Origin of the sequence: Oceanobacillus sp. M65 (assembly GCF_052246275.1) — a bacterium.
GTDB classification, from domain to species: Bacteria; Bacillota; Bacilli; order Bacillales; family Amphibacillaceae; genus Oceanobacillus_B; species Oceanobacillus_B jordanicus.
On the sequence record NZ_JBQQCJ010000001.1, the window covers coordinates 556,662 to 573,454 of the forward strand.

Consider the following 16,793-nt stretch of genomic DNA (forward strand, 5'->3'; position numbering starts at 1 on the left):
TGTAGGCTTTCTTTAAGAATTAGAAACATCTCTTTTTTATCATGCTTATCTATTATATAATAATACTATTATAGAGTGAGTTCAAAAAGGAGGATAAAAAGGACCGAGAAGTTCGAGGCGGCGTAGCTTTGAGTACCGGAACGTATGCAATTAATACGTGAGGAACGGAAAAGCAAGCCAACGAGCTTCCACAGGATGTGGTGACTTCGACGTTCGACACAGGACGTGTCGGAATTTAGTCGAAGGTCATCAGTACCGATGTGTCATTTTTACCGGAGTTTTAGAACAACATCTTATTAAGAATGAACAGAAACGGGTTGTAAAATAAATGGCATATAAAGACGATCAATTGATAGAAGAAAAAGTTTTTAAAGACCCTGTACATAGATATGTCCATGTGAAGGACCGGGTGATTTGGGACTTGATTGCAGCTCCAGAGTTTCAAAGACTGCGCAGAATCAAGCAGCTCGGCACTACAAATTATACCTTTCATGGCGCAGAACATAGTCGCTTCAACCATTCTCTTGGTGTTTATGAGATTGTACGAAGAATTATTTATAACTTCCAAGGGAGAGAGCATTGGAATAATGACGAGCGATTGCTATGTCTTTGTGCAGCCTTACTTCATGACTTAGGACACGGGCCTTTTTCTCATTCCTTTGAAAAAGTGTTTAAGCTTGATCACGAGGAATATACGCAAAAAATCATTTTGGGAGAAACAAAGGTTCATGAGATTCTGGAACAGGTTGAGGAAGGCTTCGCTCAAAAAGTGGCGGATGTCATTGCAAAAACGTATCAAAATAAGCTTGTCGTTAGCCTGATTTCAAGTCAGATCGATGCAGACAGAATGGATTACTTGCAACGAGATGCCTATTTTACGGGCGTAAGCTACGGCCACTTTGATATGGAACGGATTTTAAGGGTCATGCGACCAATAGAGGATCAGGTTGTCATAAAAGCGACGGGGATGCATGCAGTAGAAGATTACATTATGAGTAGATACCAAATGTACTGGCAGGTGTACTTCCATCCTGTGACAAGAAGTGCAGAGGTTATCCTTACAAAAATCCTTCATCGTGCTAAATATCTGTATGAAACAAAGGAATTTGACTTCAAGCTGAAGCCGACTCACTTTATTTCCTTTTTCACAGGTGACGTGAAATTAGATGAGTACCTAAAGCTTGATGAGGGTATCGTATCGTATTATTTCCAGCTCTGGCAGGAAGAAGATGACGAGATATTACGTGACCTTTGTGAGCGGTTTATGAACAGAAGGTTATTTAAGTATGTTGAGTTCAACCCAAATTTACAAATGGCGGAATGGATGGAGCTCTACAGGCTATTTTCTGATGCAGGAATTGATCCAGAATACTATCTTGTTGTTGATTCTTCATCTGATTTACCATATGATTTCTATCGTCCAGGAGAAGAGGAAGAACGACTGCCTATCCATTTACTTATGCCAAATGGTGATTTAAAGGAACTTTCACGCCACTCAGATATTGTGGAATCCATTTCAGGTAAAAAAAGAACCGATCATAAATTATATTTCCCGAAGGATTTACTTGAAAGTCTGCCTGACGAGGAAAAGAAAACACGGATAAAGGAAATTTTATACGGGCAAGGGGAGTTAATAGATGCTAACGAATCACGCTAAATTAATGCAGTTTTTTTCTGTAGCAAACGAGGTAACAGGCCGTAAAAAGCTTCAGAAAATGATATATATTCTGCAGAAGTGCAAGCTGCCGTTTGAGGAGAAATTCCAGTTCCATTTCTATGGACCTTATTCAGAGGAATTAACATTACGTGTGGAAGAGCTTTGTAATCTGCATTTCATCCAAGAGGAAAAGGAAGATAAGAGCAATTATTATCAATATCGTTACTCTATAACAGAAGACGGCCAGTCTTTCTTAGATCAATTTGCTATGGACATGCCTGATTTGGGGAATAAAATAGCGATGCTAAAAGGTAAAAGCTCTCGCTTCTTAGAACTTGTGGCAACAATGCTCTATTTTGATGATTTACCACTTGAAGAAAACATCCAGAAAGTGCATACCGTAAAGCCGAAACAAAAATATACCGATGATGAGATAGAAGAGGCCATTTCGTTTATCGCCTCTATAAGTGATGAAAACAGTTAAGGTGAAACAACGCTTTCGCTGTGCTAAAATGGGATTCAAGAGTGAAAAAGGAGGATTCCAGAAATGAGTTCTGATAACTCTTCAAACAAGAAGAAAACTAATGCTTTTACGATAGTTAAGGATGATTCAACAGATGGGCATGGCGGTTATGGCGCCGGCACGATCAGTTTAGAGAATATGTCACCCGTTATTGTGGATCCCAATGAGAAGAAAGCCTATGTCGACATGGGGGCAATGCATGGACGAAGTGATATTGAACGTCGTGTTAAATTTTTGCCGAACAAGGAAGAAGTCCCGAACGGTTTGCTTTACTGGATTGTCTGGGTAAATGTAGAGCGAAACGAAAACGGAACCTTTTATGCTGGTGTTGCAGGTAGTGAAGTCAGGGTTGACCGTCCAATTAAGCGAGCATACAAATCGATGCCAGAGCACGTTACCCATATGGAAAAATCATTAAAAGGGAAAATTATATTAGCGCATATGGATGAGGAATCTAAAAAGCTTTTAAAGGATTTCCTAGTTGAATTTGATTCTGACATGTGGGCTAATTCTACTGATGAATTAAAAGAAGTGCTTTCGGTTTAAAGACATAAAGTGAAACTTCAATCAGAGGGGATTTTCGTTCTTCCTCCACTGTTTGTTACTTGAACGAATCGGGGTGTTAGCGTCCGTTTACTCCCACTAAAAACTAACGGTTTCACTTCATATTTGAAGTGGGAGTCTTACGGACGGTTGTTCCGGGATAAAAGTGGCGATTTTGTGACAATGTTTAAACAATTCTAGTATAAATGTACCTGGGTTTTGGAGGATTCGAGTATGCGAGCGTTGACTCAAGGGCAGGTCGGGCTTAGTCGATGTTCCATCCCCAGACGCTTGCGCTTTTGTACTGGAATTTGTAAAATATGTATACATGGGCTAACTCATGTATTACTAGGACGAAAAGAAGCTGATTCCAATCGGATGGGAGGAATCAGCTTCTTTTTGTCTTTTTTTAGGTCTACCAATCTCCAGGCACGGAAGGCATGAGTTTTAAGAACGGGAGATAGATACAAGGGCAAGGAGCACAGTTTATGGTCTTTACTTAAACTCTTTTACCGAAACAAATCAAATAATTGTTCCACCATGCTTTTTTCCTCATCTTTATCCTCTTTATGGTAATGTTCCGTGCAATATCCCTCTGGTTCTGTTCCTTTTTCAAAGTACATAACACGGCTTGATTCGCAATATGGTGTTGCTCGCAGTCCTGTTACAGGATCAATAGGAATTCCTACAACACCGCTTGGTGCAGTGAAATTTTCCACTGGAAGTTCTTCATGTGCTGCTTCCATGAATCCTGCCCAGATTTGCTTTGTATAAGCAGATTCTGCAACCTTCTCCATTGGTCGATTATCATCATAGCCAGCCCAAACCCCTGTCACAAGAGATGGACTATAACCAATCATCCAACTGTCGGAATTGGTTGTACCGGACTTTCCAGCATAGATTCTGGAGAGTTGGTCAGAAACCGACGACCCTGTCACAGACATATAGCCATCCAGTTCCCTATCAAACATACCAGTCATAAGTTGTGTAAGGAGAAAGGCTGTCTTTTGGTCGAGTTTCTGCTTCCCTTTTTTCGTTTTATGTTTATAAACGGTTTTACCTTCTCGGTCGACAATTTTTTCGATTGTATGGCCTTGAAGTTCATGGCCCCCGTTTGCTAGCATGCCATAGGCAGTTACCATTTCTTTTACATTTACAGTTGCTGTTCCAAGTGCTAGGGAAGGAACGGCAGGGAGCTTACTTGTTATGCCAAATTCTTTTGCAGTATCTACAAGTCTCTCTGGGCCTAGATACATATTTGTTTTTACCGCATATACGTTATCAGACAAAGCGATAGCTTGTGCTAGTGTAATGGGTTCATTTGCATAATAGCCATTAAAATTGCTTGGCTGGTAAACGTTGCCATCTGCTAGATCGAAGCTAGTTGGCTTGCTCATCAACATGGTATTGGGCGTATACCCATTTTCAAGTGCAGCATAATATAGAAAAGGCTTAAAAGAAGAACCAGGCATTCGCTTTGCTGATGTTGTTCGGTTAAATGGACTCTGATTATAGTCTCTGCCACCAAGCATGGCAGTAATCCCACCCGTGCTAGGATCCACTGCTAGAGCGCCTATCTCCAGTTCTGTTTCAGGCTGAACTGTCTTCTCTACTTGTTGTTCAAGTAACTTTTGCTGTTGGCTGTTAAGTGTTGTATAGATAGAATAACCACCTGCCCGGACTTCTTTCTGTTTCCTACCTAGTAGCTCAGCGGCTTCCTTGATAACTGTATCTTGGAAGTGGGGGGCAATTTTCTCCTGGCTACTCGGGCTGTTTTTAGCATAGATTAATTCCTGTCGCAATGCCGAATCAAAAGATTTTTTGTCGATAATCCCTTTATCAAGTAAGTTGGTCAATATTTGTTCTTGCCGATTTCGCGCCCTTTCTTCATCGTTTAGAGGCGAGTAATAGGTTGGCCCCTTTGGGATGCCTGCTAGCATTGCTGCTTCAGCAACCGTTAAATCTGTGGCTGGTTTATTAAAAAAATAGTTACTAGCGGCTTCGATTCCATATGCTCCGTGACCGTAGTAAATAGAATTTAAATAGCCCTCCAGAATGTCTTCTTTGGAGTAAAACATTTCAAGGCGCACTGTATAAAATGCTTCCTTGATCTTTCGGGTGAGGCTTTTTTCATGGGTTAAATAAAGATTCCTTGCATATTGCTGGGTTAAAGTGCTGGCACCTTCTTTGAGGGACCATGTTTTAATATCCTTTACAATTGCTCCCATGATACGTTTCAAATCAAAACCATGGTGATTATAAAAGTTCTGATCCTCGGTAAGTAGTGTGGCTGCTATAATTTCCTCTGACATTTCGCTCAGCTCAACCCATTGCCGGTATTCCGGTCCACGTTCTTCTCCAATCACTTCTTCATTAGTACTATAAAGAATGGTATTCTGATCCATTTGCAAATCTGGTGGGCCAAGCAGGAAACTAGTAAGGTAGATGGCACCCGCTCCAAGTAGGAAAACTGCCACTAGCCACACGATTAATTTTAATAGGAGTTTTGACCCCAAGTTATACTTTCCTTTTCCCATGATTCGTATCTCCAGTATGTGTGCATTTCTATCAGTATGGGAAAAGATAAAAAGATCTAAACAAAATGTGAGAAAAAGCTTGTCTTTTTGTAGAAATTCTCTATAATTTTATTGTCTTGATAGATGAAGGAGTGAAGAAAATGAGCATGTGGTTTACTGAAAGTCAAACAGCCAATTTTGGCATTACAGCAAAAATAAAACAAACACTAGCTACTGTGAAAACAGACTTCCAGGAGCTTCAAATGATAGAAACAGAAGAATGGGGCAATATGCTTGTACTAGACGATATGGTCATGACAACAGAAAGGGACGAATTTGTTTACCATGAAATGGTTGCCCACGTACCATTATTTACCCATCCTAATCCGAAGCATGTCCTAGTTGTGGGCGGAGGAGATGGTGGGGTTATTCGCGAAGTACTTAAACACCCCTCTGTCGAAAAGGCGGTCCTTGTTGAAATTGATGGGCAGGTAATCGAGTACTCTAAAAAGTTTCTGCCTTCCATTGCAGGAACATTGGATGATCCGCGAGTAGAAGTGAAAGTCGATGATGGCTTTTTATACATTGCAAATAGCAAGCGTGAATTTGATGTCATTATGGTGGATTCTACAGAGCCTGTAGGCCCAGCGGTTAGCCTCTTTACAGAAGGGTTTTACAGCGGAATAAAGGATGCTTTAAAAGATGATGGCATTTTCGTTGCGCAGACGGACAACCCGTGGTTTAAAGCAGACCTCATTCATCAGGTATACCATGATGTGAAAAAGATCTTCCCTGTTACAAAGCTATATACTGCTAATATTCCTACGTACCCAAGTGGGCTGTGGACATTTACAATGGGAAGCAAAATACACGATCCGCTAAAAGTGAAGCCAGAACGTTTCCATGAAATCGAAACGAAATACTACACACCAGAACTGCATACGGCTTCCTTTGCGTTGCCGAGGTTTGTGTCAGATTTATTGAAATAGAGGAGGGACTCCATGCGATTCGATGAGGCGTACTCAGGAAAAGTGTTTATTATGTCAGGAAATGATTACGAAAAAGCACAGGCTGTCATTTATGGCATGCCAATGGACTGGACAGTGAGCTTTCGCCCTGGTTCACGATTTGGCCCTGGACGTATTCGAGAGGCCTCTATTGGACTGGAAGAATATAGCCCATATATGGACAAGCATTTAGAGGAAGTTTCCTATTTTGATGCAGGAGATATTCCACTACCATTTGGCAATCCCCAGCGTAGCTTGGACGAGATTCGTAAGTATGTGACAAAGCTTAGTGCAGATGGGAAATTCCCGCTTGGTCTTGGGGGAGAGCACTTAGTTACCTGGCCAGTTATACAGGCCATGCACAAAGTACATCCGGATATGGCGGTAATTCATATAGATGCACATGCCGATCTTCGTGAAGAATACGAAGGGGAAGCACTTTCCCATTCGACCCCTGTACGGAAGATCTGTGGCTTGCTTGGTGCAGAGAACGTCTATTCATTTGGGATTCGTTCTGGGATGCGTGAAGAATTCCAGTTTGCTAAGGAAAGCGGCATGCATATGACAAAGTATGATGTAGCGGATCCATTAGAAAAAGTATTACCACAGCTTGCAGGACGAAAGGTATACGTCACCATCGATATTGATGTATTGGACCCTGCTTTTGCTCCAGGTACCGGTACAGCTGAAGCTGGTGGGATCACATCCAAAGAATTGCTAAAAGCAATTCAACTTATTGCCGGGTCTGAAGTGAAGGTTATTGGTGCAGACCTCGTAGAAGTTGCACCAGCCTATGACCATTCAGAAAAGACAGCTATTGCAGCAAGTAAATTCGTTCGTGAAATGCTGCTCGGTTGGGTGAAATAAAATTCAAGCCTCTACCTACGGGTGGAGGTTTTTAAATTTCAATATTGTTAAAACCTCTGGTCAATCAACCACATGCGCAGTCCAATCGATCATGTGACAGGTTTAATCAATCAGATGAGCAGTCCAATCGATCACGCGAGAGGATCAATCAACCATAGGAGCAGTCCAATCGATCACGCGAGAGGTTTAATCAACAACAAAAGCAACCCAATCGATTCCGAGAGAAGTCCAATCAACCTTCCAGACGTCTTTAATATGATGCAAATTCAGGAATTTTAAAGGTAGTTCTGGCATTTCCCCCCTGATTAACGATATAATAGGTCATTATATGATTTTTTACGATTGAGGAGATTTGATGACACAACAAGGACGACAAGTCATGATTGAGCTTTCTACCTCCATTGAAGACAATGGAAATGTGGAAAAAAGCCAGATGAAGCATACGGCCGAATTTTTTCAAAAAGGCAAGCTGGATGTGCTGCGCTATGAAGAGCAGGATGAGAATGGTTCTTCGACAAAAAATCTGATTACCATACAGCCAGATAAAGTGAGTATTAAACGAACTGGTGATGTTAGTATGAATCAGCAATTTCAGCAAGGTTACATTACCGAAAATGTGCTGAAGCACCCTTATGGTAGCATGCATATGGAAACATCTACCCAAACAATCAGCTATAATGCACCAACAGACCATTCTGAAGGGCGTTTAAAAATAGATTACACAGTTAAATTAAATGGCCAGGATGAACGCAGCCATGAGATCAAACTTACAATTATAGAGGAGGGTGCCAAATGAACGTGTTGGCCCAAACGGAAGAAATATTAAAACAAGCAATAGCAACAGCTGTCATACAGGCTGACCTAGCGACAGAAGAGGAGCTCCCTTCGATTGTTCTCGAAAAACCAAAAGACAAAGCACATGGTGATTTCGCAACAAATATCGCGATGCAGCTGGCTAGAATTGCCAAAAAGGCTCCTAGACAAATAGCGGAAGACATTACGGCTAACTTAGACAATACAAAAGCTTCCATCGAAAAAGTGGAAATTGCTGGTCCTGGATTCATTAACTTTTTCATGAAAAATGATTTTCTCGGTGAAATCATTCCAACTATTCTTAAAGACCAAGCATCATACGGAAGAACTAATGCTGGTCAAGGTGAAAAGGTTCAAGTAGAATTTGTTTCGGTTAATCCTACAGGCGATCTACATTTAGGGCATGCTCGTGGCGCAGCTTTTGGGGACGTACTTTGTAATGTCCTAAATGCTGCTGGCTACCAAGTGGAACGTGAATATTATATTAACGATGCAGGAAACCAGATTGATAACTTGGCGTTGTCCGTCGATGCGCGTTATCTCCAGGCACTTGGAAAAGACGTTGCGATGCCTGAAGATGGCTATCACGGTGAAGACATCGTGAAGATTGGCGAAAAGCTGGCAGAGGAGCATGGTGAAAGCTGGGCTGAGAAAGAACAGTCTGAGCGTCTAGCCTTCTTTAAGGAATATGGATTAAAGTATGAACTAGGTAAAATTGAAGAAGACTTAGCAGAATTCCGTGTGCATTTTGATAACTGGTTCTCTGAGCGTTCTTTGTATCAGGATGATAAAATCACGGATGCACTTGATGTATTGAAAAATGGCAACTATGTGTATGAGAAAGATGATGCGACCTGGTTCCGCACTACAGATTTCGGTGATGATAAAGACCGTGTTCTTAAGAAACAGGATGGTAGCTACACCTATCTAACTCCAGACATTGCTTACCATAAAAATAAGCTGGATCGTGGTTTTAATAAAATTATTAACGTATGGGGTGCTGATCACCATGGTTATATCCCAAGAATGCGCGCAGCCATTCAGGCGTTAGGCTATCCAGTGGAAAAATTTGATGTGAAAATCATACAAATGGTGAACCTGTTTGAAAATGGCGAGAAACTACGTATGAGTAAACGGACAGGTAAAGCAGTAGCACTTCGAGAATTAATGGAAGAAGTGGGCGTCGACGCCGTTCGTTACTATTTTGTAACCCGTTCAAATGATTCACAGCTTGATTTTGACATGGATTTAGCACGTTCACAATCCAATGACAACCCAGTATTCTACGTACAATACGCCCATGCACGGATATGTACAATGCTGAAGCAGGCGGAAAGCAAGGGATACGAGGTGGAGGCGGGCTATGATGCAAGTCTGCTAACAGCTGAGAAAGAAGTAGACCTACTGAAAAAACTTGGTGAATTCCCGCAAACTGTTGCAGATGCTGCAGAAAAGCAAACACCTCATAAAGTCACACAGTATGTGTATGACCTTGCGACATTGTTACACAGCTATTATAACGCTGAAAAGGTTTTGGACGAATCCAATAAAGAGCTGACACATGCCCGTATTGCCTTAATGAAAGCAGTAAGAACCGTATTACAAAACGCATTAAAGTTAATTGCTGTTACCGCACCAGAGAAAATGTAAAAAAGATAACTTATATGGTAAAAGTCGGGCTGATCAGCTCGGCTTTTTGCTTAGCAATAAAGAGCACGGGAGCATAGTCCGAGAAAGGCTGAACATCGCCCGGGAAAGATTAAACATCGGCCAAGAATACCTGAATATCGCCCGAGAGAGGTCTAACATCGGCCAACTTCGTATAAGTCCACTGCGCAAGCAACAAATATGGTTAAACAAAAACTCCAGATTGTGGCTTTAATTAGAAGCAGATGTATCTTGTCCCTTAGAACGAATATTTTACAGAATTTAAGTTGACTGAATGATCATTCATCGTTTAAAGTAGAGGTAGAAGTTATTTGTTTTTTACTATTCACAAAAATGAAATCGCTAACATCTTTTGGGGATAGGAGACATGCCAAGAAATGACAGAGGGGGAGCGGATAATGGAGACATTTTTGCTAATAAACGGATTAGCCTTTGCAGCCATCACACTATATGGCCTGTATTTATTCGCTAGAGTTGTAGCGACTAGGGTAGCGTACATTCGACTTGGGAAAAAATCAGAGTTTGACCGACAGTATAAAGAGCGGTTTCGCAGGATAGGGAAAATTGTATTTGGCCAATCAAAGCTTTTGAAAGATAAGAAGTCTGGCACGATTCATGTCATGATGTTCTATGGATTTATTCTTGTTCAGTTCGGTGCCATTGATTTTATTGTAAGAGGAATTTCACCGGGCGACCATTTGCCGTTTGGAATCTTTTATCCAGGTTTTGTATTTTTTCAAGAGCTTGTAACGTTGATGATTCTTGTTGCGGTTGGTTGGGCTTTTTATCGTCGTTATATGGAAAAGCTTGTCCGTTTGAAGCGCGGATTTAAAGCAGGGCTAGTTCTTATTTTTATTGGTAGTTTGATGGTTTCCGTGCTTGTTGGAAACGGAATGGCGCAAATCTGGCACGGTCATGAAATGACATGGACAGAGCCTATTGCTAGTTTAATAGCAGGAACATTTAGTTGGATGTCACCAACTGCCGCAATGGTTGTCTTTTTCATTGCATGGTGGGTTCACACCATTACATTACTGTCCTTCCTTGTTTACGTTCCGCAATCCAAACATGCCCATTTAATAGCTGCCCCGATTAATGTATTTCTAAGTAAGCGGGTCCCGGGTAAACTGAAGAAACTTGATTTCGATATTGATGAGGATGCAGAGGAAAGCGAGGAGGAGATATCCTTTGGTGTTGGGAAGATAGAGGATTTTGAACAACATCAGATGATAGATTTTTACGCATGTGTAGAATGTGGTCGCTGTACCGATGTCTGTCCTGCATCTGGAACAGGCAAAATGCTTTCTCCGATGGATATCATGGTGAAACTAAGGAACCACCTAACAGAAAAAGGTGCTTCAATCACAGGGAAATCACCTTGGGTTCCAGCTTACGCGTTTGCAGGTACACAAGGAAATCAAGCTACTTCAAATGAAGAAGCAGCAGCCACAGTGCAACATGCTAGTTTAATTGGCGATGTCATTACAGCGGAAGAGCTTTCTGGTTGTACGACATGCCGAAACTGTGAGGATGCTTGTCCAGTAAATAATGAACACGTTGGTACGATCATTGATTTGCGCCGCTATCTTGTGATGACAGAAGGAAAGATGGATCAAGATGTACAGCGTGCTGTAATGAATATTGAACGTCAAGGAAACCCATGGGGACTGTCGAAAAAAGATCGTGTGAAATGGCGGGAGCTTGATGAGACAGCTTATATTCCAACAGTAAAAGAACTGAAAAAAGAAGAGAAAGAATTTGACTATCTATTCTGGGTTAGCTCGATGGGGGCTTATGATAGCCGCAGCCAGAAAATTGCAATCTCCTTTGCCAAGCTTATGAACCAGGCAGGCATCCGATTTGCAATACTTGGGAACAAGGAAGCAAATTCTGGAGATACGGCAAGGCGAATTGGAAATGAATTTTTATTCCAGGAAATTACCGAGAAAAATATAAAAGAATTTGAGAAAAATGGTGTAACCAAAATCGTAACGATTGACCCGCATGCATACAATATCTTTAAAAACGAATACCCCGATTTTGGGTTTGAAGCAGAAGTCTATCATCATACACAAATGCTTTATGATTTGGTAATGGGAGGAAAGCTAGCCCCTAAGCGGGAAATAAAGCAAAGACTCACCTATCATGATTCCTGCTATCTAGGAAGATATAACGGAGTGTATGATCCACCTAGAGAAATTTTGAAATCCATACCAGGTCTTGAGTTAGTAGAGATGACACGTAGTAAAGAGAATGGTATGTGTTGTGGTGCAGGTGGTGGCTTGATGTGGACAGAGGAAACGACTGGAAATCGGATTAATGTGGCAAGAACCGAACAAGCTATTGCCGTGCAACCGACAATGATCTCAAGCGCGTGTCCTTATTGTTTGACGATGCTTAGTGACGGGACGAAAGCGAAAAATGTTGAAGAGGATATAAGCACAATGGATGTTGCAGAGATCCTGGCATTGTCTGTGTTTACGGAAACAGAAAGCAAAACAGCGTAATTCGAAAACATAACTATGGTAAAATGACAGAGAGGGAGAAGGGAGACTTCCTTCTTCTTTTATGCACGTAATCTGAGCGAGCGTTCAATCAATTTCCATGCGGCTACTTGGTATGGAGTGATAGTTTAACAAGCCGTTTTTAAATAGAAGAAAAGGTGGTAGTGATAATGAGAAAATCTGTAATTGTGTCTGGAGCGAGAACGCCATTTGGTAAGTTTGGCGGAGCACTTAAAGGATTTACCGCATCCCAGCTGGGTGGTAAGGCAATAAAAGCTGCTTTAGAACGAGCTGGAATGGAAGGTTCCGAGATTGACGAAGTTATCATGGGAACCGTGCTTCAAGGTGGGCAAGGACAGATCCCGTCACGACAGGCAGCAAGAGAAGCTGGGATACCATGGAATGTAAAAACCGAGACGATTAATAAGGTGTGTGCTTCTGGTCTTCGTAGTGTGACACTTGCTGATCAATTAATCCGACTAGGAGATGAAGAGATCATTGTTGCAGGTGGAATGGAGAGCATGAGTAATGCGCCATACTTTCTTCCAGATGCCCGTTGGGGAAATCGAATGGGTGATAAACAAGTAAAAGACATGATGATCCATGATGGTCTGACGTGCTCTTTTGAAGGGGTACATATGGGGAATTACGGCAATTCCACAGCAGGTAAACATGATTTAAGCCGAGAAGCACAGGATGAGTGGTCTTATCGTAGTCATCAGCTTGCTGTAGAAGCGATCGACAATGGTAAATTTACCGACGAAATTATTGCGGTGGAAGTACCACAGCGCAAACGTGATCCGTTAATTGTGGACACAGATGAAGCGCCTAGAAGAGATACAACGCAAGAAAAACTTGCTGGTTTACGTCCAGCCTTCGATCCAAACGGCACAATTACGGCGGGAAATGCACCTGGAGTAAATGATGGTGCATGTGCATTTGTTGTTATGTCTGAAGAGAAAGCAACGGAAATGGGCAAAGCACCAATGGCCTATGTGCTCGGTCATGCAGAAGTAGCAGTTGAGGCAGAAGATTTCCCAGAAACGCCTGGTCTTGTTATTAACAAGATTTTAGAAAAAACGGGCCACTCTAAGGACGACATCGATTTATTTGAAATTAATGAGGCATTCGCTGCAGTATCATTGGCAAGTGGTAAAATAGCTGGAATTGACCCGGAAAAAGTGAATGTAAATGGCGGAGCTGTTGCGCTAGGGCACCCAATTGGCGCGAGTGGAGCTAGAATTATCCTAACATTAATCCATGAGCTAAAACGTCGTGGTGGAGGGCTAGGCATTGCAGCAATCTGCAGTGGTGGTGGCCAAGGCGACGCAGTACTCATTGAAGTACCAAAACAATAAACAAAAGCGAAGAGCGCAGTATTTTGCGCTGTGTCTTGAAAAACCATAATACCCCAGGTGGAAAAGGAAGCCGGGGTATCATGGTTCCTAACATGAGTTTTCCTAATTTTCGTTACATAAAATGAGGAGGGATGGCATGATCAAAAAAGTACTTGTAGTAGGAGCAGGTCAAATGGGTGCTGGAATTGCACAAGTTTGTGCCCAAGCAGGATTAGAAGTTTTCTTGCATGATCAAAAGGAAGAAGCTGTGCAAAAAGGACTCCAGTCCATTAGAAAACTGCTTGGCCGAGCAGTGGAAAAGGGACGGATGACGGAAGGGGAGAAAACAGCTACAAAGAATCGGTTAACACCCTCTACGTCATTACAGGACGCGGCGAACTGTGATCTTGTTATTGAAGCAGTTGTGGAAAAGATGGATGTTAAAAAAGCAGTCTTTCAAGAGTTAGATGGGATCACACCACAGCATGCTATTCTTGCTACGAACACTTCGTCGCTCGCCATTACAGAAATCGCAGCAACAACAAAGAGACCAGACCAAGTGATAGGCATGCATTTTATGAATCCGGTTCCAGTTATGAAGTTAGTAGAAATAATCCGTGGCTTGCAAACAAGTGAGGAAACCTTTAAAGAAATTGAAGAGCTTGCTAAAGTACTTGGAAAAGTACCGGTGTCAGTAGAAGATTATCCCGGATTTGTCTCTAACCGAATTTTAATGCCAATGATTAATGAGGCTATCTTCACCGTATACGAAGGAGTGGCAACAGTAGAGGATGTCGACACGTCGATGAAGCTTGGGATGAATCATCCAATGGGCCCGTTAACGCTTGCAGACTTTATTGGTTTAGACACATGTCTTTACATTATGGAAGTGTTGCATGAAGGGTTTGCTGATAGTAAATATAGACCATGTCCCTTGTTAAAGCAGTATGTCCAGGCAGGCTGGCTTGGTAAAAAGACTGGCCGTGGCTTTTACCAATATGAAAAAACAACAGGATAGACAGGGGGGATAGAGATGGACTTTCATTTTACGGAAGAACAGACCATGCTTCAAAAGATGGTACGCGATTTTGCCAAGGAAAAGGTGGCACCAGAAGTAGAACGTATGGAAAGAGAGCATCGATTTCCTAAAGAACTAATTGGGGAGATGGCAGAGCTTGGACTACTCGGCATCCCCATACCAGAAGAATTTGGTGGAAGTGGGATGGACTTTATTTCCTATGTTAGGACTATTCATGAGCTTTCTAAAGTAAGCGCTTCCTTAGGGGTGATTCTTTCTGTGCATACCTCGGTTGGAACGAATCCGATCCTCTATTTTGGGACTGATCAGCAGAAGCAATATTATTTGCCAAAATTGGCTAGTGGAGAATTCCTAGGAGCCTTTGCATTAACAGAACCTAGTGCAGGTTCTGATGCTTCCAGTATAAAAACGAGAGCTAAGAGGGATGGCGATCATTACATCATAAACGGGGCAAAAGTGTTTATTACGAATGGTGGTCATGCAGATACCTTTATTACGTTTGCTCGTACAGGAGAGGGTTCTACTGCGCTTAGTGCCTTCATTTTAGAACGAAATACGCCAGGACTTGAAATTGGAAAAGAAGAAAGGAAAATGGGGCTCAATGGGTCCTCCACGGTACCACTAACATTGGAAAATTGCCGGGTTTCTAAGACACAGTTGCTTGGCAATGAAGGAGATGGCTATAAAATAGCGATGAAAAACCTTCATGTCGGCCGGATTGGAATTGCTGCCCAGGCGTTGGGGATTGCAGAGGCGGCGGTCGAGCTTGCAACAGATTATGCGAAGGAAAGAGAGCAATTTCAAAAACCGATTGCAGCAAATCAGGGGATTGCCTTTAAGTTAGCTGATATGGCGACAGCTGCTGAAGCGGCAAGTCTATTAACCTACCAAGCAGCCTCTCTTGTACAAGAAGGTGTCTCGTGCTCAAAAGAAGTATCGATCGCGAAAATGTTTGCATCCAAGACAGCTGTGAAAAACGCCATTGAAGCGGTACAGGTGCTTGGTGGGTACGGGTACACAAAGGATTATCCTGCTGAGCGACTTTTTCGAGATGCTAAGGTAACGGAGATCTACGAAGGAACCAACGAAATTCAACATATGGTAATTGCCAAAGAATTGTTAAAGAAATGATTGGGGGATGAAGCAATGAATTTTCAATTAACCGAAGAACAGGAAATGCTACGTAAAATGGTTCGGAGTTTCGCGGAAAAAGAAGTGGAGCCAACTGCTGCTGAACGAGATGAAGAGGAACGATTTGACCGGGAGATTTTTGACAAAATGGCTGTGCTTGGCCTAACAGGCATTCCATGGCCTGAAGAATATGGCGGAATTGGTGCAGATTATGTCAGCTATTGTATTGCAGTAGAGGAATTATCGCGCGTGTGTGCCTCAACAGGGGTAACGCTTTCAGCACATCTATCCTTGGCAAGCTGGCCGATTTATACATACGGCAATGAAGCGCAGAAAACGACGTTTCTTAAGCGTCTGGCCACAGGAGAAGCATTAGGTGCCTATGCGCTGTCAGAACCGGGAGCTGGAAGTGATGTTGTTTCGATGAAAACAACAGCAAAGGAAGACGGGGCCGATTATATTTTAAATGGCAGCAAGGTTTGGATCACCAATGGTGGTGTAGCAGATATTTACATTGTGTTTGCTAAAACAGACACGGATGCAAAACATAAAGGGATTAGTGCCTTCATCGTAGAAAAGGGCACGGACGGGTTTACCTTTGGTAAGAAGGAGAAAAAGCTAGGAATTCGTTCTTCACCGACAACAGAGCTTATCTTTGAAAATTGTCGGATACCAAAGGGAAACATGCTTGGTGAAGAAGGGGAAGGCTTTAAAATTGCCATGACGACGTTGGATGGTGGACGAAACGGGATTGCGGCCCAAGCTCTTGGCATTGCCCAAGGTGCACTGGATGCAGCTGTTGGCTATGCAAAGGAAAGAGAACAGTTTGGCAAGCCGATCGCAACGAATCAAGGAATCTCGTTTAAACTTGCAGATATGGCGACAGACGTCGAAGCTTCAAGACTATTAACCTATCAGGCGGCCTGGTTGGAATCCGAGGGCCTTCCGTACGGGAAAGCTTCTGCTATGTCAAAATTATTTGCAGGGGATGCAGCAATGCGAATTACGGTAGAGGCTGTGCAAGTATTTGGCGGGTATGGTTACACCAAAGATTATCCTGTTGAAAGGTATATGCGGGACGCCAAAATAACGCAAATTTACGAGGGAACCAATGAAATTCAGCGGCTCGTCATAGGTCGTATGTTGACCAAAGCCTAAAAAAGAGTTTGCTGAGAAGAAGGGGGGAGT

Annotated in this window: 14 protein-coding genes; 13 read left to right on the forward strand and 1 reads right to left on the reverse strand. The window is 42.4% G+C overall.

All coding sequences use genetic code 11. The features are described 5' to 3' along the window. The first annotated feature begins 328 nt into the window (after positions 1 to 328). The 3 genes from ACTWPF_RS02655 (at position 329) to ACTWPF_RS02665 (ending at position 2,726) form a co-directional block, all read left to right on the forward strand. A complete protein-coding gene (locus ACTWPF_RS02655; protein ID WP_161465019.1) occupies positions 329 to 1,657 on the forward strand; it encodes an HD domain-containing protein in 1,329 nt (442 codons plus the stop codon). Next, positions 1,638 to 2,141: a YwgA family protein gene (locus ACTWPF_RS02660; protein ID WP_106898061.1), complete on the forward strand. Its 504-nt coding sequence runs from the start codon at positions 1,638 to 1,640 to the stop codon at positions 2,139 to 2,141. The genes ACTWPF_RS02655 and ACTWPF_RS02660 overlap by 20 nt, the downstream gene beginning before the upstream one ends. A gap of 63 nt (positions 2,142 to 2,204) precedes the next feature. After that, positions 2,205 to 2,726 carry a YwhD family protein gene (locus tag ACTWPF_RS02665; protein ID WP_106898060.1) on the forward strand — a complete coding sequence of 174 codons (522 nt, stop codon included), beginning with the start codon at positions 2,205 to 2,207 and terminating at the stop codon, positions 2,724 to 2,726. 506 nt (positions 2,727 to 3,232) lie between these two features. On the opposite strand, the gene ACTWPF_RS02670 is transcribed toward ACTWPF_RS02665, so the two are convergent. Beyond that, on the reverse strand, positions 3,233 to 5,260 hold the full coding sequence (locus ACTWPF_RS02670; RefSeq protein ID WP_443148204.1) for a transglycosylase domain-containing protein: 2,028 nt from the start codon (positions 5,258 to 5,260) through the stop codon (positions 3,233 to 3,235). 140 nt (positions 5,261 to 5,400) lie between these two features. Here ACTWPF_RS02670 and speE point away from each other — a divergent pair, with 140 nt between their 5' ends. The 10 genes from speE (at position 5,401) to ACTWPF_RS02720 (ending at position 16,763) form a co-directional block, all read left to right on the forward strand. Then, on the forward strand, positions 5,401 to 6,228 hold the full coding sequence (gene speE, locus ACTWPF_RS02675) for a polyamine aminopropyltransferase (RefSeq protein WP_443148205.1): 828 nt from the start codon (positions 5,401 to 5,403) through the stop codon (positions 6,226 to 6,228). Between the two features lie 12 nt (positions 6,229 to 6,240). After that, positions 6,241 to 7,113 (forward strand): agmatinase, encoded by an 873-nt coding sequence (gene speB, locus ACTWPF_RS02680; protein ID WP_443148206.1) that lies wholly within the window; start codon positions 6,241 to 6,243, stop codon positions 7,111 to 7,113. 72 nt (positions 7,114 to 7,185) lie between these two features. Next, on the forward strand, positions 7,186 to 7,392 hold the full coding sequence (locus tag ACTWPF_RS02685) for a hypothetical protein (RefSeq protein WP_443148207.1): 207 nt from the start codon (positions 7,186 to 7,188) through the stop codon (positions 7,390 to 7,392). Positions 7,393 to 7,468: 76 nt separating this feature from the next. Continuing rightward, positions 7,469 to 7,909: a DUF1934 domain-containing protein gene (locus tag ACTWPF_RS02690; RefSeq protein ID WP_161463926.1), complete on the forward strand. Its 441-nt coding sequence runs from the start codon at positions 7,469 to 7,471 to the stop codon at positions 7,907 to 7,909. After that, entirely contained in the window at positions 7,906 to 9,576 is a 1,671-nt protein-coding gene (gene argS, locus ACTWPF_RS02695; protein ID WP_443148208.1) for an arginine--tRNA ligase, read from the forward strand. The genes ACTWPF_RS02690 and argS overlap by 4 nt, the downstream gene beginning before the upstream one ends. Before the next feature lie 416 nt (positions 9,577 to 9,992). Beyond that, positions 9,993 to 12,101, forward strand: coding sequence for a heterodisulfide reductase-related iron-sulfur binding cluster (locus tag ACTWPF_RS02700; protein ID WP_443148209.1), 2,109 nt, complete (start codon positions 9,993 to 9,995; stop codon positions 12,099 to 12,101). 167 nt (positions 12,102 to 12,268) lie between these two features. Further along, a complete protein-coding gene (locus ACTWPF_RS02705) occupies positions 12,269 to 13,456 on the forward strand; it encodes an acetyl-CoA C-acetyltransferase (RefSeq protein WP_443148210.1) in 1,188 nt (395 codons plus the stop codon). Positions 13,457 to 13,592: 136 nt separating this feature from the next. Continuing rightward, a complete protein-coding gene (locus ACTWPF_RS02710) occupies positions 13,593 to 14,453 on the forward strand; it encodes a 3-hydroxybutyryl-CoA dehydrogenase (RefSeq protein ID WP_443148211.1) in 861 nt (286 codons plus the stop codon). A gap of 15 nt (positions 14,454 to 14,468) precedes the next feature. Continuing rightward, positions 14,469 to 15,605 (forward strand): acyl-CoA dehydrogenase family protein, encoded by a 1,137-nt coding sequence (locus tag ACTWPF_RS02715; RefSeq protein ID WP_161463922.1) that lies wholly within the window; start codon positions 14,469 to 14,471, stop codon positions 15,603 to 15,605. 15 nt (positions 15,606 to 15,620) lie between these two features. Next, complete coding sequence (locus tag ACTWPF_RS02720) at positions 15,621 to 16,763, forward strand: acyl-CoA dehydrogenase (RefSeq protein ID WP_443148212.1); 1,143 nt, start codon at positions 15,621 to 15,623, stop codon at positions 16,761 to 16,763. The last annotated feature ends 30 nt before the right edge of the window (positions 16,764 to 16,793 follow it).